General features: G+C 65.0%; 19 protein-coding genes. 7 read left to right on the top strand and 12 right to left on the bottom strand.

Translation table 11 applies throughout. The features are described 5' to 3' along the window. Positions 1–91: 91 nt before the first annotated feature. Positions 92–1,078: a Bug family tripartite tricarboxylate transporter substrate binding protein gene (locus IE116_RS15815; RefSeq protein ID WP_189613915.1), complete on the bottom strand. Its 987-nt coding sequence runs from the start codon at positions 1,076–1,078 to the stop codon at positions 92–94. Positions 1,079–1,312: 234 nt separating this feature from the next. Here IE116_RS15815 and IE116_RS15810 point away from each other — a divergent pair, with 234 nt between their 5' ends. Together IE116_RS15810 and IE116_RS15805 are read left to right on the top strand one after the other, a co-directional pair. Next, the gene (locus tag IE116_RS15810) at positions 1,313–1,966 is read left to right on the top strand and encodes a YbhB/YbcL family Raf kinase inhibitor-like protein (RefSeq protein WP_189613914.1); all 654 of its coding nucleotides are present in this window, start codon (positions 1,313–1,315) and stop codon (positions 1,964–1,966) included. A gap of 114 nt (positions 1,967–2,080) precedes the next feature. Further along, entirely contained in the window at positions 2,081–2,983 is a 903-nt protein-coding gene (locus IE116_RS15805) for a LysR family transcriptional regulator (RefSeq protein WP_189613913.1), read from the top strand. Between the two features lie 62 nt (positions 2,984–3,045). Here IE116_RS15805 and IE116_RS15800 read toward each other — a convergent pair whose 3' ends face one another. Then, the gene (locus IE116_RS15800) at positions 3,046–3,897 is read right to left on the bottom strand and encodes a PA4780 family RIO1-like protein kinase (RefSeq protein WP_189613912.1); all 852 of its coding nucleotides are present in this window, start codon (positions 3,895–3,897) and stop codon (positions 3,046–3,048) included. A gap of 61 nt (positions 3,898–3,958) precedes the next feature. Continuing rightward, a complete protein-coding gene (locus tag IE116_RS15795) occupies positions 3,959–4,315 on the bottom strand; it encodes a winged helix-turn-helix transcriptional regulator (protein WP_189613911.1) in 357 nt (118 codons plus the stop codon). A 105-nt stretch (positions 4,316–4,420) separates the two neighbouring features. Between IE116_RS15795 and IE116_RS15790 the strand changes: the two genes are divergently transcribed. Next, complete coding sequence (locus IE116_RS15790) at positions 4,421–5,434, top strand: zinc-binding alcohol dehydrogenase family protein (RefSeq protein ID WP_189613910.1); 1,014 nt, start codon at positions 4,421–4,423, stop codon at positions 5,432–5,434. Here the strand turns inward: IE116_RS15790 and IE116_RS15785 are convergent. The 3 genes from IE116_RS15785 to IE116_RS15775 all read right to left on the bottom strand — a co-directional run bounded on the left by IE116_RS15785 (position 5,431) and on the right by IE116_RS15775 (position 8,568). After that, on the bottom strand, positions 5,431–6,420 hold the full coding sequence (locus tag IE116_RS15785) for an isopenicillin N synthase family dioxygenase (protein ID WP_189613909.1): 990 nt from the start codon (positions 6,418–6,420) through the stop codon (positions 5,431–5,433). The two genes, IE116_RS15790 and IE116_RS15785, sit on opposite strands and share 4 nt — an antisense overlap. Before the next feature lie 12 nt (positions 6,421–6,432). Next, complete coding sequence (locus IE116_RS15780) at positions 6,433–7,497, bottom strand: ABC transporter substrate-binding protein (protein ID WP_189613908.1); 1,065 nt, start codon at positions 7,495–7,497, stop codon at positions 6,433–6,435. A 138-nt stretch (positions 7,498–7,635) separates the two neighbouring features. Further along, positions 7,636–8,568 carry a LysR family transcriptional regulator gene (locus tag IE116_RS15775; protein WP_189613907.1) on the bottom strand — a complete coding sequence of 311 codons (933 nt, stop codon included), beginning with the start codon at positions 8,566–8,568 and terminating at the stop codon, positions 7,636–7,638. Positions 8,569–8,710: 142 nt separating this feature from the next. Here IE116_RS15775 and IE116_RS15770 point away from each other — a divergent pair, with 142 nt between their 5' ends. Both IE116_RS15770 and ppk2 read left to right on the top strand, forming a co-directional pair. After that, the gene (locus IE116_RS15770; protein ID WP_189613906.1) at positions 8,711–9,403 is read left to right on the top strand and encodes an MBL fold metallo-hydrolase; all 693 of its coding nucleotides are present in this window, start codon (positions 8,711–8,713) and stop codon (positions 9,401–9,403) included. Positions 9,404–9,478: 75 nt separating this feature from the next. Continuing rightward, positions 9,479–10,396, top strand: coding sequence for a polyphosphate kinase 2 (gene ppk2 / locus IE116_RS15765; protein ID WP_189613905.1), 918 nt, complete (start codon positions 9,479–9,481; stop codon positions 10,394–10,396). Positions 10,397–10,456: 60 nt separating this feature from the next. On the opposite strand, the gene IE116_RS15760 is transcribed toward ppk2, so the two are convergent. After that, positions 10,457–11,110: a glutathione S-transferase gene (locus IE116_RS15760; RefSeq protein ID WP_189613904.1), complete on the bottom strand. Its 654-nt coding sequence runs from the start codon at positions 11,108–11,110 to the stop codon at positions 10,457–10,459. Next, the gene (gene trhO, locus IE116_RS15755; protein ID WP_189614689.1) at positions 11,107–12,057 is read right to left on the bottom strand and encodes an oxygen-dependent tRNA uridine(34) hydroxylase TrhO; all 951 of its coding nucleotides are present in this window, start codon (positions 12,055–12,057) and stop codon (positions 11,107–11,109) included. Before trhO ends, IE116_RS15760 begins: the two co-directional genes overlap by 4 nt. 223 nt (positions 12,058–12,280) lie before the next feature. On the opposite strand from trhO, the gene IE116_RS15750 reads away from it, so the two are divergent. Further along, on the top strand, positions 12,281–13,120 hold the full coding sequence (locus IE116_RS15750; RefSeq protein ID WP_189613903.1) for a hypothetical protein: 840 nt from the start codon (positions 12,281–12,283) through the stop codon (positions 13,118–13,120). Here the strand turns inward: IE116_RS15750 and IE116_RS15745 are convergent. The 4 genes from IE116_RS15745 to IE116_RS15730 all read right to left on the bottom strand — a co-directional run bounded on the left by IE116_RS15745 (position 13,099) and on the right by IE116_RS15730 (position 19,108). Beyond that, complete coding sequence (locus IE116_RS15745; RefSeq protein WP_189613902.1) at positions 13,099–15,033, bottom strand: sensor domain-containing diguanylate cyclase; 1,935 nt, start codon at positions 15,031–15,033, stop codon at positions 13,099–13,101. The two genes, IE116_RS15750 and IE116_RS15745, sit on opposite strands and share 22 nt — an antisense overlap. A 139-nt stretch (positions 15,034–15,172) precedes the next feature. Continuing rightward, entirely contained in the window at positions 15,173–16,453 is a 1,281-nt protein-coding gene (locus IE116_RS15740; protein ID WP_189613901.1) for a Zn-dependent hydrolase, read from the bottom strand. A gap of 72 nt (positions 16,454–16,525) precedes the next feature. Then, positions 16,526–17,782: a voltage-gated chloride channel family protein gene (locus tag IE116_RS15735; protein ID WP_189613900.1), complete on the bottom strand. Its 1,257-nt coding sequence runs from the start codon at positions 17,780–17,782 to the stop codon at positions 16,526–16,528. Positions 17,783–17,845: 63 nt separating this feature from the next. Next, positions 17,846–19,108: a lytic murein transglycosylase gene (locus IE116_RS15730; RefSeq protein ID WP_229828208.1), complete on the bottom strand. Its 1,263-nt coding sequence runs from the start codon at positions 19,106–19,108 to the stop codon at positions 17,846–17,848. Between the two features lie 228 nt (positions 19,109–19,336). Between IE116_RS15730 and IE116_RS15725 the strand changes: the two genes are divergently transcribed. Further along, entirely contained in the window at positions 19,337–20,605 is a 1,269-nt protein-coding gene (locus IE116_RS15725) for a calcium:cation antiporter (RefSeq protein WP_189613898.1), read from the top strand. The last annotated feature ends 173 nt before the right edge of the window (positions 20,606–20,778 follow it).

The following is a 20,778-nucleotide window of genomic DNA, read 5'->3' as shown; positions in this document are numbered from 1 at the left end:
CTTTGATCGGCGGCTGAACCGCCGCCGATGCGAAGTTTCCTGGCAGGGGCCGGCGGGTTCAAGCGATTGAATCGACCGGCCCCTTCTGCATTCACTCGGGCCGAATGTTGGCGTTCTTGATCACTTCCGCCCAGCGCTTCTGGTCGGCCGCCATCGTGGCCGTAAAGGCCTCCGGCGTGCTCGTTTCCGTAAAGATGCCTTGCTCGGCCAGCTTGTCCTTCACTTCCGGCAAGGCCAGCGCGCGGCGCAGTTCGGCATTGAGCTTGGCAATCACCGGCGCCGGTGTCTTGGCCGGCGCAATCATCCCGATCCAGATATCGCTTTCATAGCCCGGCAACGTCTCGGCGATTGTCGGCACGTCCGGCAGCAGCGGCAGGCGCTTTTCGCCCGTGATGCCCAGTGCCCGCAGCTTGCCGCTGCGGATATAGGGCAGGGCGGAATTGATCGGGCAGAACATCATGTCCACCGTGCCCGCCAGCACGTCCACCAGCGCCGGCACCGACCCGCGATACGGCACCTGCGTCATCCGCACGCCCGTCATCGACTTGAAAATCTCGGCCGACATGTGCTGCGGACTGCCCGACCCGGCCGTTGCAAACGTCAACTTGTCGGGCGACGCCTTCGCCATCGCAATCACGTCCGCCACCGAATTGGCCTTGACCTGCGGCGGCACCACCAGCACCAGCGGCACACGTCCCATCATCGTCACGCCGGTCAGATCCCGCGACGCATCGAACGGCAGCTTCGGATACAGCACCGGATTGACCGCCACCGTCTGGTTCGGCGCAATCGCAATGGTGTAGCCATCGGGGGCCGACTTGGCGATGTAGTCGGTCGCAATATTGCCGGCCGCACCCGGCTTGTTTTCCACGATCACCGGTTGCCCGAAGGTTTTGGACATTTCCTGCCCCACGATGCGCGCGAGCACGTCGTTCGACCCGCCAGGCGGCAAGGGCACGATGATGTGGATGGGTTTGTCGGGGAAGGTCTGGGCCTGGGCGATCACAGGGGCGAGCGCCGAGGCGCCCGCCAGCACGACGCCGGCAAGGGCCAGCGCGGCGGGACGAAGGTTGGACATGGTGTCTCCAGTCTGCTTTTGTCGTTATGTAGACGCATCCTAAGAGCCGGCCACCAACTATTCAATCTTGAACCTTGAATCAACCTGTGCGCGGAAGCGCCGCGACGCGCTAGCCCCCACCGTCGAGTCTCGTAGCAACTTATCGCGCCGTGTTACGCCGCAAGCTCCTACGATGAGGATTGCCCTTGGGCGCCATACGCGCGTCTAGGGCGAGCCACGCAAGGGAGAACCATCATGTTGGAAAAACTGCCCGACAGTATCGGCCACGCGCTGCACAACCAGCGGGCCGGGCTCGACAAGATTGCTTTCAACCAGATCGGCACCGGGGCCGGCAGCGCGTCGCTGACCGTGCATAGCATGGCCTTCGTCGATCATGCGCCGATTCCCGAGCTGTATACGGCCGACGGTGTCGGGCTCTCGCCACCCGTTCAGTGGTCGGGCGTGCCGTCCAATGCGGCCGCCGTCGTGCTGATCGTTGAAGATGCCGATGCGCCGACCCCCCGGCCTCTGGTCCACGCCATTGTGGTGGACCTGCCCGTGGGCAGTGATGGCGCACTGGAAGCCGGCGCATTGGAAAGCCCCGATCACGAAGGCGATGACGGTCTGCACACCGGCCGCAATTCCTACCTGACCGCCAAGTGGCTGCCACCCGACCCGCCACCGGGCCACGGCCCGCATCGGTACGCGTTCCAGGTATTCGCGCTGGCTGCGGGCGAGCCGTTCTCGTCGACGCCTGGCCGCGACGAAGTGCTGGATGCGCTGCGCGAACGCGCGGTGGCCAGCGGTTGCCTGATCGGCACGTATGAGCGGCCCGATGGCAGCATCAAGATCGGCGCCCCGGAAGAGACCGCCGTACCCATCGCGCCGGATCGCAGTGCGTTGATCTGACCCGTATCTTTGGGGACATTGACGCCTGACAACAAGGCGGCAGCAGGTCAAGTCAGGCGCCCTGCGTTCAAGGCTTCAGGTTAATGTCTGAAGATCTTTGACGCAGGATCAAGAATGAAAACCACGCTCGACGAACTGCTCGCCTTCTGCACCGTGATCGACACCGGGTCCATCACGGCCGCGGCCAATGAACTCGGGCAGACGATTTCAGGTGTGAGCCGGGCGCTGAGCCGCCTCGAAAAGAAGCTGAGCACCGCCCTCATGAACCGCACCACGCGGCGCATTGAACTGACGGAAGAGGGCACGGCGTTTCTGGCGCAGGCCCGGCAGATCATTGCGTCGGTCGAAGATGCCGAAGAGCAGGTCGCGATCCGGCAGCAGAAGCCGTCGGGACGCTTGCGCGTCAATGCGGCGCCTGCGTTCATGTTCCATGTGATCGTGCCGCTGGTGGGCGAGTTTCGCGCACGCTATCCCGACATCACGCTGGAACTGGACAGCAGCGAAGCCATCATCGACCTGCTCGAACACCGTACCGACGTCGCCATCCGGATCGGCACCCTGCAGGATTCCACCTTGCGTGCCCGGCATCTGTTCATGAGTCGCGTGCGCTTGCTGGCCAGCCGGGAATATCTGCGCCAGCGCGGCAAGCCGCGCAACGTGGCGGCGCTGGGCGGGCATGACTTGCTGGGATTCAATCAATTGCCGGGGCTGAACCGGTGGCCGGTGCTCGATGAGTCGGGCCACCCGTTCGTGGTCGAACCGCGCATTGCCGCATCGAACGGCGAGACCCTGCGGCTGCTGGCCCTGGCCGGGCAGGGCATTGCGAGCCTGGCGGATTACCTGACCGAGGCGGACCGGGAACGCGGCGACCTGGTGCAGGTGCTGGCGAAGGACACGGTGGATTCCTTCCAGTCGATCAACGCGGTGTATTACCGGAACACGCAGATCGCGCTGCGGATCGCGTGCTTCCTGGATTTCCTGGGCGAAATGGTGGTGGACGGCAAGCGGCGGGGATAGTCAGCGGCGGGGCCCGCTGTCGCAGCACACGCTCAATATCGAGCGTGCTCAGTCCCGCGTGCTCAGTCCCGCATTTCCTGCAGGGCGCGCAGCCGCTCTTCCTCTTCGCGCCGCACCGCTTCGATATCGCGCAGCACCGCGCCCACATCGGCCGGACGGTGGTCGACTTCGACCTTGCCGGTCAGCGTCATGCCGGGCCGCAATTCGCCCGCCTCGTACGCCTTCCAGATTTCCTTGCCGTATTGCGTGTCGGCCAGTTCCGGCGCCGTCTGTGCAAAGAAGGTCGCCAGGTTCTCGACGTCGCGCTCCAGCATCACGCCCGCGTTGTTGTTGGCCGCCGCATCGATGGCCTGCGGCAGGTCGATGATGACCGGGCCGTTGGCATCGACCAGGATGTTGTATTCGGACAGGTCGCCGTGCACCACGCCTGCACACAGCATCAGCACGACCTGCTCGATCAGCATCGCGTGATAGCGGCGGGCCAGTTCGGGCGTCAGCTCGATATCGTTCAGGCGCGGCGCGGCATTGCCGTCGGCGTCCGTCACCAGTTCCATCAGGAGCACGCCCTCGTGGCACAGATAGGGCTGCGGTACACGCACACCGGCGTTCGCCAGGCGATACAGCGCGTCGACCTCGGCGGTCTGCCAGGTCTCTTCCTGCATCTTGCGGCCATAGCGGGTGCCTTTTTCCATGGCGCGCGCCTGTCGGCTGTTCTTGACCTTGCGGCCCTCGGTATACGAGACGGCCTGGTGGAACGCGCGCTGGTTGGCCTCTTTGTAGACCTTTGCGCAGCGCACGTCGTCGCCGCAGCGGACCACGTACACGGTCGCTTCCTTGCCGCTCATCAACTGACGCAGGACGTCATCGACGAGGCCTTCTTCAACGAGGGGTAGGATTCTTTTGGGTGTCTTCATCGGCCGCTGTGAATGGCGTCCGGCAAGGGCGCCGGACCGTGTGCATAGTACAACTGCAGAGCTAGGCTGCGTGCAGGGCGAGGCCTTCGTTCACGCGCGCGATCCGCGCCGTGCCCCAGGTCGCCAGCGCCGCGATCACCGGCCGCAGGCTTTCGCCTTCCGCCGACAGGGTGTACTCGACCTTGGGCGGCACCTGCGCATAGACCTTGCGCACGACCAGCCCGCACTCTTCCAGTTCGCGCAGCTGTTTGGTCAGCATGCGCTGGGTGATGCCGGCCAGCGCCTTGCGCAGCTGGTTGAAGCGCAAGGTGCCGTCGCACAAGTGGTACAGGATCACGCCTTTCCACTTGCCGTCGATCAGGTCCAGGGTGGCTTCGACCGGGCAGCCTGCCGCGCAGTCGTAGGTTTTGGGTGTCATGGGACAGTATCCAAAAGGGTACTAGATACACAAAATTGGCGTATTTACCGAAACGTCGGTATGGCCTAATTTAGCGGTTCGTCCTCTCTCTCGCAAGGCAACGCCATGAAAGCCGTCGGCTACCGCACCCCCTTTCCGATCAACGATCCCGCCGCGCTGGTGGACCTGGACCTGCCCAAACCGCAGGCCACGGGCCGCGATCTGCTGGTGGCCGTGCAGGCCATCTCGGTCAACCCGGTCGATACCAAGGTGCGCAAAAGCGCCGCGCCGCCCGAAGGCGAGGCCAAGGTATTGGGGTGGGATGCGGTGGGCATCGTCGAAGCCGTCGGGCCTGACGTGACCCTGTTCAAGGTGGGCGACGCGGTGTACTACGCCGGCTCGATTGCACGGCCCGGCGCCAACGCAGAATTCCATCTGGTCGACGAACGCATCGTTGGCCGCAAGCCCTCCACCCTGAGCAACGCCGAAGCCGCCGCCTTGCCTCTGACCGCCATCACCGCCTGGGAACTGCTGTTCGACCGGCTGGGCGCCGTGGTGGGCAAGAAGCGCGACGCGGGCCACCTGCTGATCATTGGCGGCGCAGGCGGCGTGGGGTCGATCCTGATCCAGCTGGCGCGGCGCCTGACCGGACTGACGGTGATCGCGACGGCATCACGCCCCGAGACGCGCGAGTGGTGCCTGTCCTTGGGCGCCCATCACGTCATCGATCACAGCAAGCCCTTCCTGCCGCAATTGCAGGCGCTGGGCATTCCGCATGTGGAAAAGATCGCCAGCCTGACCAACACGTCGGATCACTTCGACGGCATCGTCGACGTTGTGGCCCCGCAAGGCAAGCTGCTGCTGATCGACGATCCCAAGACGCTGGACATCATGCCGCTTAAACGCAAGGCTGTGTCGGTGCACTGGGAACTGATGTTCACGCGCTCGCTGTTCCAGACGCCCGACATGATCGAGCAGCACCACCTGCTGAACGAAGTGGCCGACCTGATCGACGCGGGCATCCTGCGCACTACCCTGGGCGAGCAGTTCGGCACGATCAACGCCGACAACCTGAAACGCGCGCACGCGCTGATCGAGTCAGGCAAGGCAAAAGGCAAGGTGGTGCTGGAAGGGTTTTAAGCGGTCTTCCAGGACGCGCGGTCGGCGCCGAATCCCTTTGCGACGAAGTCGCCGGCCACCACCGCATCGAAGGCCGGTTCGTCCGTCAACGGCAGGTCGCGGGGATCCACCACCGTGTGATAGTCGGGGTGGTGGAACTGCGGGATCGAATACCGCTCGCGTCCTGACGCATTGATGACGCGATGCACGGCCGACCGCAGCCTTCCATTGGTCCAGCGCGTCATCAACTGCCCGACGTTGACGATCAGGGCATCTTCCTTCGGCGGCACGGCGATCCACGTGCCGTCCAGCGACTGCACTTCCAGGCCGGCCTCATTGTCATTGAGCAACAGGGTGATCAGGCCGCGATCGGTATGGGCGCCCGCGCCCTTGTCGGTACGGCCCGCGATCTGGACTTGCGGCGGGTAGTGCACCAGCCGCATGTTGGTGGACGGCCGCTGGCATTGCCCGGCGAACAGCTCCGGGTCGGCTCCCAGGCCCACGGCCATGGCACGCAGCACGTCATGGCCGGTGGTCAGCAGGCGGGTGTACAGGCCTTCGATCGTGTCCCGGAAGCCCGGCATGTCTGGCCAGGTATTGCGGCCGTGGAAGGGCAGGCCTGCCACCACGCCTGGGTCGTCCGCCGGAAACGGAAACCCCATGTCGAACGATTCCTTGCCGTCAGGCGTGGCTTCGGCACGCTGTTGCGTGTCGAACATGGGCTGGTAGCCCCGGTTCTGGCGTTTTTCGCCGGCGCGGCAGGCCATGCGCTCGGCCAGGGGCAGGGCAAAGAACGCCCGTGCCGCATCGAACGCCGCGTCGATCTGCGCGCGCGGCACGCCGTTGTCCGACAGGTAGAAGAAGCCATAGGTTTCCCCGGCCGCGATGATCCGCGCCGCGATGGCCTGGCGGGTGGCCGCATCGCCATCCCGGAAGTCGCCAAAGGCAATGGTCGGAACGGTAAGCGGCGTCGCCGTTGTCAGGGAGGAAGATTTCGTGCCGGTCATGATGGCGCCTGCTCAGGGTGCGATGACGGCGCGCTCGGCGCGGGACGGCAGGAAGCGCATGTCGATCAGACTGGCGGCGTCCGGACGGGTCTTCAGCTTCATTTCGGGCGCAAGCCGGTCGATGTTTTCCAGCAGGCGCCGGGGATCGATTTCTCCGATGCCGTTGCGGCGGGACAGCGGCGTATCCACCTGCCGGTCAAGGAAGATGTTGAGGCGTGTCGTTTCCACCGGCACTTCGATCAAGGGCTCGAAAGCCTTCAGTGCACGGACGGCTTCGGCACGGTCGGCATAGATGTCCTTGAACGCACGCGCCACGGCTTTCAGAAAACCGCGGACCGCATCAGGATGCGATTGCAGAAACGCGGTACTGGCAAGCACGGCATTGCCGTAGATCTGCACGCCGTTGTCGGCATAGGGCAGGATCTGGATCTGATCGGCGGGCACGCCGAGTTTTTCGAGCGACATCAGGCCCGACGCCAGGTAGGCCGCGATGGCATCGACCTGGCCGCGGACCAGCATGGTCTCGCGCATGGCAGGCTCGATCGACATCCACGTCACATCGTTCGGCGCCAGTCCATTGGCGGCAGCCAGCAGGGGAAACACCTTGCGTGCACCGTCGTTGACCGGGCTGCCGATGGTCTTGCCTTTCAGGTCGGCCACGCGGCGGATGCCTGTCTTTTTCAAGGACATGATGGCGGCGGGCGAATTCTCGTACACCAGGAAAACCGCGCGCGCAGGCAGTTGCGGATTGTTGGCGGCAAACTCGATCACCGACGACATGTCGCCCACACCCATGTCGACCGTACCTGTCGCCAGACGCGTGACGGTGGCCGATGCGCCGGATCCGACGTTGATGCTGACATCCAGGCCTTCCTGCGCAAAGTAGCCTTTGCGCTGCGCAAGGATGTAGGGGATCGCGCTGGCTTCGAAGCGCCAGTCCAGCTGGAAGCGGATCTTGACGGGGGACGCCGTCGCGGCTTGTGCGCTGGCCACATCGGGAACGGTAACCCCGGCCGCGGACAGGGCAAGCAGGCCGAGCAGCACGGCCCGGCGGGGTAAAGAGAACAGTGACCGCATTGGAGTGGCCTTCGACGATGACTGGAGGAAGGCTGCACTCTACTATCGGCGTCCGGTGCCAACCAGCATCGTTTTTCGATGCCTGCGTTCACTTGAAAGCAACGCAGAATCCGGCCTGCCTTGACGCCGCGATCACCGTCAGCGCGCCGTTGCCCGCCCGGTGTCGTGGCCCACATAGCCGTTGAAGCGGCTTTCAAGCAGCTCGAGCAGCATGGCCGCCGCGACCGACAGGTTGCGTTCGCTGCGAACCAGCAACGCGAAGTGGAAGGACTTCACACCCTTGTCCGACAGCGGAACATGCACCAGTCGTCCTTCGCGGATATCGCGCACGATGTTGATGCGCGCCATGATGGCGACGCCCGTGCCCAGCAGCGTCAGTTGCCGCAAAGTGGCAATCGAATTGGTCTCGGTCATGGGATCCAGCCGTTCCGCCGCGCCGTGCAGCGTGCTGTCCAGCACGCGGCGCAGTTCCATGTCGTCAGTCGGCAGGATCAGCGGAAGGCGCGCGCATTCGCGCAGCCGCACGCTCTTGCGGGTGGCATACGGATGATCGGGCCGCACCACCAGGCCGATCGCCATGGCGGCGGTGCGCACGCGCCGGACGGGTGCGGAGGCCGGTGGCTCCCAGCACAGGCCGATGTCGAGTTCACCCTTGGCGATCCGATCGACGATGTCGTCCGAATTGCCGACGAATACGGTAAAGACGATGCCCGGGTATTGCGCATTGAGCTCGGTGATCAGGTCCGGAATCACCTGGTCGCTGAAATGTTGCATCACCCCGATCGAGATGCGGCCGCGGCGCAGGCCCTTCAACGCATCGACCTGCGTGATGGCGCTGTCGAAGTCGCGTTGCAGCCGATGCACCGACGCCAGCAGCAATTCGCCCGCCGAGGTCAGCCTGACGCCGCGCGGCAACCGGTCAAAGAGCTGCATGTCGAGCGCCTCTTCCAGCTTCAGGATTTGACGTGTGACCGCCGACGGCGAGATATGCAGGCGCTCGGCGGCGCGGCGCACCGAGCCTTGGGTGGCGACTTCTTCGAAGTAACGGATCAGAGGGGAAAAGGCATGCATCGAGGGGATTACACCACCGGCACCAACATGTACGCCACGGTATTGATGTCGGGTGCAACGATCCGCAGGGCTATATCCCTGCAAGTTATTTGCTTATACTCGGAGGTAATAAAGTGCGACGCCTTCCCATTGGAGTGCCTTCATGCTCTTTCGCCAACTGTTCGATGCCACCTCCAGCACCTACACGTATCTGCTTGCGTCCCGTGTCGGCGGCGAAGCGCTGCTGATCGACCCGGTCAAGGAACAGATGCCGACGTACAGCACGCTGTTGCGTGACCTGGACGTGCGTCTCGTGCACGCGATCGACACGCACACGCATGCCGACCATGTGACCGCGCTGGGTGACCTGCGCGATGACACGGGCTGCGTGACGGTCATGGGGGAGTTCTCGCAAGCGACCTGCGTGTCCCGCAGGGTGCAGGATGGCGAGCGCCTGCGCGTCGACGGCGTGGTGCTGGAGGCGCGCTACACGCCGGGGCACACCAACGAGTCCTTCAGTTTCGTACTGGACCCGGATCACCCGCGCGCGGTGTTCACCGGCGATGCGCTGCTGATCCGGGGGACTGGTCGAACCGATTTCCAGGGCGGCGATGCGGGGCGGTCCTGGGATTCGATCCAGCAACTGTTCACGTTGCCGGACGACACCACGCTGTATCCCGGGCACGACTACAAGGGCTGGACGGCGTCGAGCATTGGCGAGGAAAAGCGCTGCAATCCGCGTCTGGCGGGCAAGACGCGCGAGGCCTACATTGCGATCATGCAGGGTCTGCACCTGCCGCATCCGCGCCTGATGGACATTGCCGTCCCTGCGAACCTGGCGTGCGGTCAGCCTTGACCAAAACCTGTCACACGGTTGCAGCGCGGCGGGTGTAGCGTCGGGGTCCAACCGCCTTTTAGTCCGGACCTCGACATGTTAAGCAACGACGATGATTTGATCCGGCGCATCCGCCTGGACTTGGCCGACAGCTACGACGAAGAGCTGGAACTGGAGCTGGAAGACCGGCCGCTGGACGGGCTGTCGGACAGCCTGGCGCCGAACGCCTCCGACGAAGAACGTGCCGAACGCCGCCAGTACTTTCGCGAGCTGTTCCGCTTGCAGGGCGAACTGGTCAAGCTGCAGGACTGGGTGGTCAAGGCGCGCCACAAGGTCGTCATCATTTTTGAAGGGCGCGACGCCGCCGGCAAGGGGGGCGTGATCAAGCGCATCACGCAGCGCCTGAATCCCCGCGTGGCGCGCGTCGCCGCGCTGCCGGCGCCCAACGATCGCGAGCGCACGCAGTGGTATTTCCAGCGCTATGTCTCGCACCTGCCGGCCGCGGGCGAAATGGTGCTGTTCGATCGCAGCTGGTACAACCGCGCCGGGGTCGAGCGGGTGATGGGTTTCTGCTCCGAAGACGAGGTCGAAGAGTTCTTCCGGTCGGTGCCCGAGTTCGAAAAGATGCTGGTGCGATCGGGCATCCAGGTCATCAAATACTGGTTTTCGATCTCGGACGAAGAACAGCATTTGCGCTTTCTGGGGCGGATCCACGACCCGCTCAAGCAGTGGAAGCTGAGCCCCATGGATCTGGAATCGCGCCGCCGCTGGGAGGACTACACCAAGGCCAAGGAAGTGATGCTGGAGCGCACGCACATTCCCGAAGCGCCGTGGTGGGTGGTGCAGGCGGTGGACAAGAAGAAGGCGCGCCTGAACTGCATCCACCACCTGCTGTCGCAGATGCCTTATGAAGAAGTGGAGCATGCGCCCATCGTGCTGCCGCCGCGGGTGCGGCACGACGATTACGTGCGCAACCCGGTGCCCGACAGCATCATCGTGCCCGAGGTGTACTGACCGTCAGCGGGCTGATCATCCGGGTGCTGATGATCCGCGTGCTGATGATCCGTGCACGGATCATCCGGGAAAGGCGATGCCTTCCGTGCCCGATGCCCATGGCGTCCATTTCTGCATGACGTGGGCAAAGGCGTCGCTGTCCAGGATGCGGGCCAGCCAGGCCTGTAGCGCAGGCCAGTCCTGCTCGGCAAACCATGCGGCATCGGTATGCGCGAACTGCCGAACGAACGGTGCGATCGCCATGTCGGCCAGGCACGGGCGGCTGCCGAACAACCACGGGTGCGCCCGCAGCCGGGCGTCCAGCCCGCGCAGCCACGTGGCGCCGCCCTCGCGTTCCGCCATGGCATCGATGCCCTCATACCGATCCGGATACTTGTAGCGGTCCAGATGCCGTTTGAAGGCGCCATCGTTCTCGGCGATAAGCGCAAACATCGCGTCGGCTGTTTCCCGTTCCGGGCATAACCACTGCGCCGGATCATTGCGTCGCAAGGCCCACTGCATGATGTCCAGGCTCTGGTCCACGATGGAGCCATAGGTATCGACAAGCACCGGCACGGTACCCTTGGGCGAGGCCTGCAGCATCTCGGCGGGCTTGTTGCGCAGCACGACTTCACGCAGCTCGCAGGGCTGTCCGCTTGCCGCGATCGCCAGCCGCGCACGCATGGCGTACGGGCAGCGGCGGAAGGAATACAGCACGGGAAGGGGTGGGCTCACGATGCGTCGTCCGCATCTTTGGCGGGCACCGCCGGAAAGCGCGCGCCAATGTGCCGCTGGTTGCGCTGTCTGGCCAGTTCCACCTGCCGGTGGCGCTCGGCAATGCTGCGCTGCTGGGCGTCTGTTTTGGTGCCGTGGCAGTGCGGGCAACTGACGCCCGCTTCAAACAGTGGCGACGCCAGGTCCTCTTTGGTCAGCGGGTGGCGGCAGGCCCGGCACAGAACGGCTTCGCCCACCTTCAGCCCATGGCCCACCGATACGCGCTCGTCAAAGACGAAACATTCGCCTTCCCACAGGCTGCTCGCTTCCGGCACGGTTTCCAGGTATTTGAGGATGCCGCCTTCCAGGTGATAGACCTCGTCGAAGCCCTGCGCGCGCAGCAATGCCGTCGATTTTTCGCAGCGGATGCCGCCCGTGCAGAACATGGCCACCTTGGGTTTCGTCTTGAGCACGTCCTGCCCTTCCACCCATTCCGGCAGGTCGCTGAAGTGACGGGTGCGCGGATCGATCGCGCCCTTGAACGTTCCCAGCGACACTTCGTAATCGTTGCGAACGTCAATCACCACCACGTCGGGGTCGCTGATCAGCGCATTCCAGTCTTCGGGTTTGACATACGTGCCGGCCATGCGGGTCGGGCTGATGCCGGGCACGCCCAGGGTCACGATCTCTTTCTTCAGCCGGACTTTCATGCGATAGAACGGGGCGGTGTCGGCGAACGATTCCTTGTGCACCAGACCGGCCATGCCGGGAAAGGCGCGCAGGTGGTCCAGCACGGCATGCACGCCTGCCGGAGGGCCGGCGATGGTGCCATTCACGCCTTCTTCGGCGAGCAGGATCATGCCAAGCACGTCGTTGGCTTCACAACAGGCAAGCAGCGCCGGCTTGCGCTCGACAAAATCGGGCAGGTCAACGAATTGATAGAAGGCGGCAATCAGGTAAGCGGACATCGGGGTGGGCAGTGGGAAACGGGCAGATAGGGCGGCCATGCTTTGCTGGCAACAAGAGTGAAGTGTAGGCGACGCGGCAGGTCCGGCGCTGGCGCCAGGGCCGATTGCAGGGTGTATCGGTGCCTGCATCGGGCCAGAACCCCCGGTTATGATGAGCAGCCGTGCAGGGCCGGGTGCTGGCGCTACGCCAGCCGCCGGCGCAGCGACTGACAAGGACGACAAGATGGTGCGTGGACTTCAAGCAACGACGAACGCGATGCTGCTGGCGGCGATGATGGGCATGGCGCCACTGGCGGCAATTGCAGCCACTCCCGCGGATGCGGACGCGCCGGCGACGATGGCCCCCGGTACCGCGGCGGCGGGCGCGGCAGCTCCAGCAGCCAATCCCGCCGTCGCCGTCCAGCAGATCTTCGAGAGCGGCATGCGTGCCCTCGACGCCGGCCGATACGACCTTGCGATCCAGGAAGGCCAGCGGTTCAACGCCGACATTGCCCGCCTGATGGGCGAAGGCAACGTCAACCAGGCCTATGGCTATACCTTGATGGCGACCGGCCATTCGTATCGCGGTGACAGCGCCGAAGCGGTCAGGTACGGCGTCATTGCCTACGGTGGATTCCTGAAGGCACTGGGCCCGACTGACATCAACACCCTTGCGGCAGGTGTGCTGCTGGCCGGCGACCTGGCCAAGACAGGCGCTGCAGGCCGCGGGGCCATCCTGCTCGACGAGCTGAAAAAGAACGGCGTGGAATCCAGCCCCGCAGCCGCCGACTACTTCGTGTCGCGAGCCGTCGTGAGCCGCTTCCAGGGCCGCGCAGCCGAGGCCGAGGGGGCCGCGCGTGAAGCCATCAAACGCACGTCACCGTCGTCGGCTCCCTCGGGCGAGAGCGACGCCATTGCGTCGCGCACCTTCGTCCTTGCGCAGGTGCTGGCCATGCAGCCCACCAAACGCGCCGATGCCGAACGCACCCTGGCTGAAGCGCGGGGCCTGGCGCGCCGCACCTATGGTCCCGAGCATCCCCGCACGCGTGAGATGGAGCGCTATCAGCTGCCGGCCGCGCGGTGATGCGGGTCCGTCAAACCGGGCTGCGTGTGCACCACCACACGATCTCGCCCCCCGCGCTTGGCTTCGTATAGCAGCCGATCCGCCGCGGCGTACAGCACCTCGGGCGTCAGGTCGTCCAGCGCTTCGCCGCCCCACCATGCCACGCCGAAACTGGCGGTCACGATGCCGCGCGGACTGTCCGCATGTGGCACGGCCAGCGCATTGACCGTCTCACGCAGCCGGTGCGCCAGCGCATCGGCCTCTGCTGCGGTTGGCGTGGTGAACACTGTTGCGAACTCTTCGCCGCCCAGCCGGAAAAAGGGATGGCCTTCCGGATGCAGCACCGACAGCACGGCGTGACTGAAGCGCCGCAGCACGGCATCGCCTGCGACGTGGCCATAGCGATCGTTGTATTGCTTGAAGAAATCGATATCGAAAATGCACAGTGCGATCGGCTCGCCCCGTCCACGGTGCGCCAGGCGCTGCGCGCACTGCTGATCGAAATGCCGCCGGTTGTAGGCGCCGGTCAGCTCATCCGTGATCGACAGGGTACTGAGCTGCCGGTTGGCCTCGGCCAGTTCCAGCGTGCGCTCCACCACCCGCTTTTCCAGGCGCAGCGCCATGGCTTCCTGGTTCTCGCGCGCAGAGCGTTCGGCCTGCAACTTCTGCGTCTTGAGCGTGTTCATGGCATCAGCCAGCCCGAAACCCAGCACCATCAATTCAATCCAGGACCCCGCCAGCATGGCCCAGAAGCTGACCCGGGTCGCGGGCAGGACATCCAGCAGCTGCAGGTAATAGAGGACGGCGCTGCAGATCAGCGCCGTGAAGGCCATGACCACGTAACGCGCTTCGCGCACGTCGCGCATTGCCAGCACGGCCGCGGTCACGTACAGGAACAGCACCAGCGCCAGTCCGAAGATCGCGGCAAAACCCGCGGCCAAGGTGTAGAAGTCGAACAGGCCCAGCAGCGCGCCGCCCAGATTGGCCGCGACCAGCGCCGCCGCCACCTGCCATACCCACGGCGCGGCGGTGCGGCGCAGATGCAGATACGCCATCGTGAACGCGCCACCACTGGCGAAGATCAGGCTGGCGCTGACGCCGACCACAATGTTGTGCAGGCGCGGCGAGTTCGGCCACAAATGTTCCATGTCGAATCCGCGGAACGCGAAGCTGTTGACCAGGAACACGACCAGGTACACGACATACAGCCCGAAGTTCTTTTCACGCGTCGACACGAACAGGAACAGGTTGTAGAGCACCAGCACGATGAGCCCGCCGTGGAACAGGCTGATCAGCAGGTTCTCGTCATGCGTATGTTCGACAAAACCCTTGATGCTGAACACCCGCAGCGGCATCAACTCGAACAGCCCGTCATGCGTCGCCACCCGCAGGTACACGTCCACGGTTTCGTTGCCGTTCAGGGTATGGGCGAAGGCCAAGGTGCGGTCATGGATGCCGCGGGTCGAAAACGGCAGGCGGTCCCCGGTATGCACCTGCTGGCGCACCTGCCCATCGGACGCGACCACATAGGCATCCACATAGTCCATATTGGGCGTGCCCAGGTCGACCACCATCCGCAGCGGACCCGCTGTCACGTTGTGGATGCGGGTGCGCACCCACCACACCGACTTCGATACCCCGAAATTGAACGTGTCCGACGGCCCCGCGCGCCAGCCGGTCGTGGTCGATCGCAACTGGGTGAAGGCCAGGTCACCGCGGGTATCTTCGAAGATCTGCGCGTGTGGGCCGACGCGCATGGCGTCACCACCGCCATCAAAGGGAAGGGGCGTGATGTCCGCCGCAGCGGGCGCGGCGGCCACCGCGGCAACGGCCGTCACGGACACCCATAGCCACATGGCCAGCAGGGCACACCACCCGCCGGCCCACCGTCGCCACCCCGTCCTGCCGCCTTTCTTGTTGTCCTGTCGCACCATGCCCCGCCACACTGCCGCACTCGCATGCCGCGAGCCGTTCAGTATGGTAGCGGGTCACCCGTCAGGACGGGCGGGCCAGTGGTGACAGGATGACACGGCGCAACAGTGGCGCGGCGACGGCGGTCAGACGGTGCAGGTCCTATTCGGGCCTGGCCGGCCAGGACGGGCACAAGGCGTGGGCAAGCAGCCGCGCACCCATCGCAAAGTCATTCATATCCATGGCTTCCTCGGGATTGTGCGAGCCCCGATCGTTCCGCACGAAGATCATTCCGGTCGGTATGCCGTTCTGCGCGAACACGGCGGCATCGTGTCCGGCGCCGCTGGCAATGCGCATGGCAGGGATCCCGAGCGCTTTCGCGGCGTCTGACAGCTGCGCGATGATCGCCACGTCCATCACGGCTGGCGCCGACCCCGTGCGTTCGCCCAGAACAAACTGGACCCGGGCGCGGTCGGCAATTTCGGCGGCGCGACGCGCCAGCAGCGCATCGACCTCGATCAGCGTTTCCGGCTCCAGGCTGCGGATGTCCATGCAGATGTCGATCTCGCCGGCAACCTTGCTGAACGCGTGCTGCGCCGGATTGGTGGACAGCTTGCCGAAGGTAATGACCAGATCTCGGCCGGCATCTTCGAGCCGTTCCCAATCCTGGTCGATGGCGGCAATGAATAAAGCGGCGGCGCGGACCGCGTCGTGACGGCTGCGACGGGGCACTGCGCCCGAATGCGCATACGTACCGACGGCGCGGGCATCACGATAGCGGATTGCGCCGCGAATGCCGGTCACCACGCCCACCGGCAGGCCGGCTTCGATCAACACCGGACCCTGCTCGATATGCAGTTCGACAAAGCGCGCGATACGGTCGGGCGACAACCACGCCTGGCCAAAGGTGGCCGGGTCGCCACCGCATTCGGTCAGGTGGCTGGCCAGGCTGCGGCCCGTGTCGCTGCGCGGCAGGGCCAGCACGGCCGCGCTGTCGATCTGGCCGAATGCGCCTTTGCTGCCCAGGTACGAATAGGGAAACCAGGTGCTTTCTTCGGCGCGAACGCCCATCACGGTCATGTCGTGCGGCGGCGTCAGGCCCGCGGCGCGCCACCCTGCCAGCACGGCCATGCCAGCCACCACGCCTGCCGCGCCGTCGTAATTGCCGCCAGCCGGGACCGAGTCCAGATGGGATCCGGTCATGGTGCAGGGTGCAGAGCGATCCACCCCGGGCAGCGTCACGTACAAGTTGCGGGTGCCATCGATCGCGACTTCCAGATCCAGCGATTGCGCGGTGCGGATGATCAGGTCGTGCGCGGCCTGTTCACCTTTGCCGTAACTGTCGCGCGTGATGCCGGTGCCATCCAAGCTGTTCTGCCGCAAGGTGTCGAACAGCGTGCCGGCCAGGGTGATGTCGGGAAGGGGTAAGGAAGGTGGGGTCATGCAGCCTCGAGAAAAAGAGGGGTGGCGATGCGGGCGGCGGATCGATAGCCTGGCGCGCCCGGATGTAAAAGATCAGTCGCGTGGACCCGGGCCGTCCTGGTTCAGCCCCAACTTGCCATCGCCCATCCGCTGCGCACGATAGATCCCGCCCTGGCCGGAAAAGAGATACGCCATGATGCACGCCAGCGCCGCGAACGGCCCGATCTGCGGTCCGAACAGTTCAATCGCCATGACGGTGCCGGCAAGGGGGGTGTTGGCCGCGCCAGCGAACACGGCAACGAAGCCCAGGCCGGCCAGCATGGCAAAGGGCAGGTCGAGCAGGGGCGCCATGGCGTTGCCCAGGGTCGCGCCGATGAAGAACAGCGGCGTGACTTCGCCGCCCTTGAAGCCGCTGCCCAGGGACAGCACGGTGGCGGCCATCTTTTCAAGGAAGAGGCCCGGCGCGACGGGTTCATGGAAGGTCTGGACGATCGTGGGTATGCCCAGGCCGATGACGTCATAGGCGCCGGTCGCCCACACCGCCACGGCGAGCACCAGGCCTCCGATCACGGGCCGCAGCGGTCCATAGTGGATATGGCGTTTGAAGAGGGCGCCGGTGGCATGCGTGGCCGCGCCAAATGCGCGGCTGACCAGACCGAACACCGCGCCGGCTAGCAAGACGGCAGCCAGTGGGCCCAGGCCAAGGGCGACGACCTGGCCTATCGGGTAGTGAGTATGCTGAACACCCCAGTACCGGCCGACCATTTCTGCCAGGATGGCGGCCAGAAAGCAGGGCAGCAGGGCGTCGTATCGCAGGCGTCCGATCACCAGCACTTCGAGCCCGAACACGGCGCCGGCAAGCGGTGTGCCGAAGACGGAGGCAAAGCCGGCGCTCATGCCGGCCATGAGCAGGATGCGGCGATCGGCAGGCGACAGCCGAAACACGCGTCGCACCTGGTCGGCCAGCGCGCCACCCATCTGCACGGCGGTGCCTTCCCGGCCGACCGATGCGCCGACCAGATGCGAGACGACCGTGCCGCCAAAGATGAGCGGGACCATGCGGAAGGGCACGGGGCGGTCCGGATCGTGGATCGCTTCGATCAGCAAATTGTTGCCAGCTTCAACCGGTTGTCCGACCTGCATGTACACCCAGCCGACCACGAAGCCGGCAACGGGCAGCAGCCAGATCAGCCACAGGTTGGCGCCGCGGGTGGCCGTGACGGTGTCGAGCGCAAACAGAAAGGCGGCCGATGCGCTGCCAGCCAGGACCGCCACCACGGCCGACAGCAGCAGCCACTTGCCAAGATAGGGCAGCAGCGCGAGTCGGGCGGGAAGGCGGATCGGTGGCATCGATGGTCAGGGCAGAGCGGGCAGGCCGCGCGCGGCGGCGCACGCGCGGTCAAAACGCGAGGATCAGTTGGCGGGCGACGGCGCCACGGGGGCGCCAACCGGCGGCATGGCCGACGTGGGCGCTGGCATGACTGGCGAGGTTCCCGGCTGCGTCGGCGCAGGCATCGACGCCCGCTGACGCAAGGCCAGCAGCATCTTCATGCCGACGCGGCCATCGGTCGGCACGCCCATGGCTTCCTGTTCCTGCCGAACGGCGGTCCGGGTCATGGTGCCCGGAATGCCGTCGGGTGTGCCGATAGCGTAACCGCGTCCAACCAGCAGCGTTTGCAGTTCACGAATCTCGGCGCGCGACAGTCCGGGATCGTCCGTCGGCCAGGGCGTGACCAGCGGTGGCTCGCCCTTTAGCTGATTCAACAGCAGGCTGACGGACAAACCGTACTTGCGCGACTGGTTGTAATGCAGGATCGCTTCGAAGTTTTCGGTGGCCAGGAAAATCGGGCCTTGCGAGCCGGTTGGCGCGAACACGAACGCATTGGTATCGGCAAAGGCGGCATCGCTCAGCGGCTGGCCGTTCACGCGGGTCACGCCTTGGGCGGCCCATGTGCGCAGGCTGCGGCGATCAGCCGAATTGCTGTATTCGGCGTCGACGGCCGACGGCACGGTCGACTGGATCGCCGGCGGCACGCGCACTTCAATAATGCTGTCGAGCCCGCGCGTCCAGCGTGCGCGGCGCTTGAGCAGGTGGTTGGCGGTGGACGCCAGCGCATCGGGCAGGGACTGGTACAGATCGATGCGGCCATCGCCATCGCCGTCTGCCGCCAATTCATAGAACGAGGTCGGGATGAACTGCGTCATGCCGAAGGCGCCGCTCCACGAGCCGACGAAGGTGTCCGGGGCGACCGTGCCGTCGCGCAGCAGGCGAATGGATGCGTAGGCATTCTTTGCCCAGAGCGGATTGCGCTCGGTGCACGCGCGGGTGATCCACGCATCGACCACGCGCACCTTGCCAAGCTGCGTGCCGTAGTTGGTCTCGATACCAAAGATCGCGACCAAGGCTTCCTTGTCCACGCTGTAGTTGCGGCCAATGGCTTCGAGCTGCGCGCCATACTGTTGCAGGATCGCCTTGCCTTCGTTCACGCGCTGCGCATCGACCGTCTTGGCAATGTAGTCCCACCAGGTCTCGCGCCCTTCGGGCTGCGCCTTGGCCGACGCGACCGTGGCTTCGAGCACTTGCGCATCGGACGTGTAACGGTCGAAGTCAGCCACCGACACCCCATTGGCCACGGCCGAGCGGCGCAGGTTGCTCAGGCAGCTGGCCGTGTCCATCTGCGCGAAGGCCGGCGCGGCGGTCGCGGCAAGGCATATGGCTGATGCGGCCGAGAGGAAGAAGGAGCGAGGCGGGACGAAGCGAGGCATAGGTGGGATTCGACACTTGAGCAAGGGTCGAGGTTAGCAGCTTTGTGTTTTTGGCCCGGCGGCGCGCAATGTTTTGTTTCCGCCTCGGCTGCCTGCGGAACCCATAATGCAGGACCCCCGCACTCACATCGGATCGTCATGGTCGCCCTGCTCTTGCGAGAAAAATTCCTGTTGCTCGCGGTGTTTGCCACCGTCCTTGCCTATGCGTTCGAGCACACGGTGCTCGGGCATGGCGAGGGCACGGCACTGGTCGTTTCCGGACTGCTCATCGGCGCGATCCTGTGCGCGTCGATCCGTGTCGCGCACCATGCCGAACTGCTGGCCGAAAAGGTCGGCGATCCCTATGGCACCATGATCCTGACGCTGTCTGCCGTGCTAGTCGAGGTCATCATCCTTGCGATCATGATGCAGCACAGCGAGTCGCCTACCCTGGTGCGCGACACGATCTATTCGGCGGTCATGCTCGACATCAACGGCATTCTTGGATTGGCCGCATTGATGGGCGGGCTCAAGCATGGCGAGCAGGCCTATAACGACGACTCGAGCCGCACCTACAGCGTCATGATCCTGACGGCCATGGGGATATCGATGGTCGTGCCCGAGTTCATTCCCGTAGCACGGTGGCAGCTGTACTCGGGCTTCACCATCGTGGTCATGCTGGTCCTGTATTCGCTGTTCCTGAGGATGCAGACAGGGCCCCACAGCTACTTCTTCAGCTACAGCTATCCCGAAAAGCGCAAGCGTCGCGGGAGCGCGGCGGGTGCGTCCCGCAGCCTGCCGGCCGGTGCAATCGGCGCGTCCACTGCAACGGTCCCGGCAACGGGCAGTGCCGCCACGGCATCCAGGACCACCGCATCGGCCACCGACAAGGTCGCCGCCACCACATCGGCTGCTGCGCCGCAGGACCTGGCTGCAGACGGCGCACCGGTCGTGGCGCACGAGGCCGAGCCGACAAGCATCAAGGAATCGATCAGCGTGCTGGTGTTTGGCGTGATCGTGATCGGCGCGCTGGCCGAGGTCATGAGCAAGACCCTGCAACTGGGCCTGTCGTCCACCGGCGCCCCGCCCATCGTGACGGCGTTGCTGGTAGCAACCATTTCTGCCGGCCCGGAAATTTTGACGGCCTTGCGCGCCGCACTTGCCAACCGCATGCAGTCGGTGGTGAACATCGCGCTGGGTGCATCGCTGTCCACCGTGATCCTGACCGTGCCGGTCATGGAGGCCATGGCCCTGTACACGGGCCACCCCTTCCAGATGGCCATGACCCCCGTCCAGACGGTCATGGTCGCCATCACGCTGATCGCCGCCGCCATCAACCTGAACGACGGGCAGACCAACGCCATCGAAGGCATGACGCACTTCGTGCTGTTTGCGACGTTTCTGATGTTGTCGGTGATGGGGTTGTAGGAGGAGCGATGGGACGTTTTGGTCCACGCACTGGCTTGTTGCCCATTGCCGCCCGCGATACAAACGACAACGCCCCGTAAGGGGCGTTGGGCACTACGGGTAAGCCCAGCGTCCGCCATCAAGTGGCTGCCGACACAACCCGGGCCTTTCGCCTTCATTTTCCCCCAACGATG

Source organism: Pigmentiphaga litoralis (assembly GCF_014651835.1).
GTDB classification, from domain to species: domain Bacteria; phylum Pseudomonadota; class Gammaproteobacteria; order Burkholderiales; family Burkholderiaceae_B; genus Pigmentiphaga; species Pigmentiphaga litoralis.
Note: the sequence above shows the minus strand (reverse complement) of the source record. Positions and strands in the feature narration are given on the sequence as shown.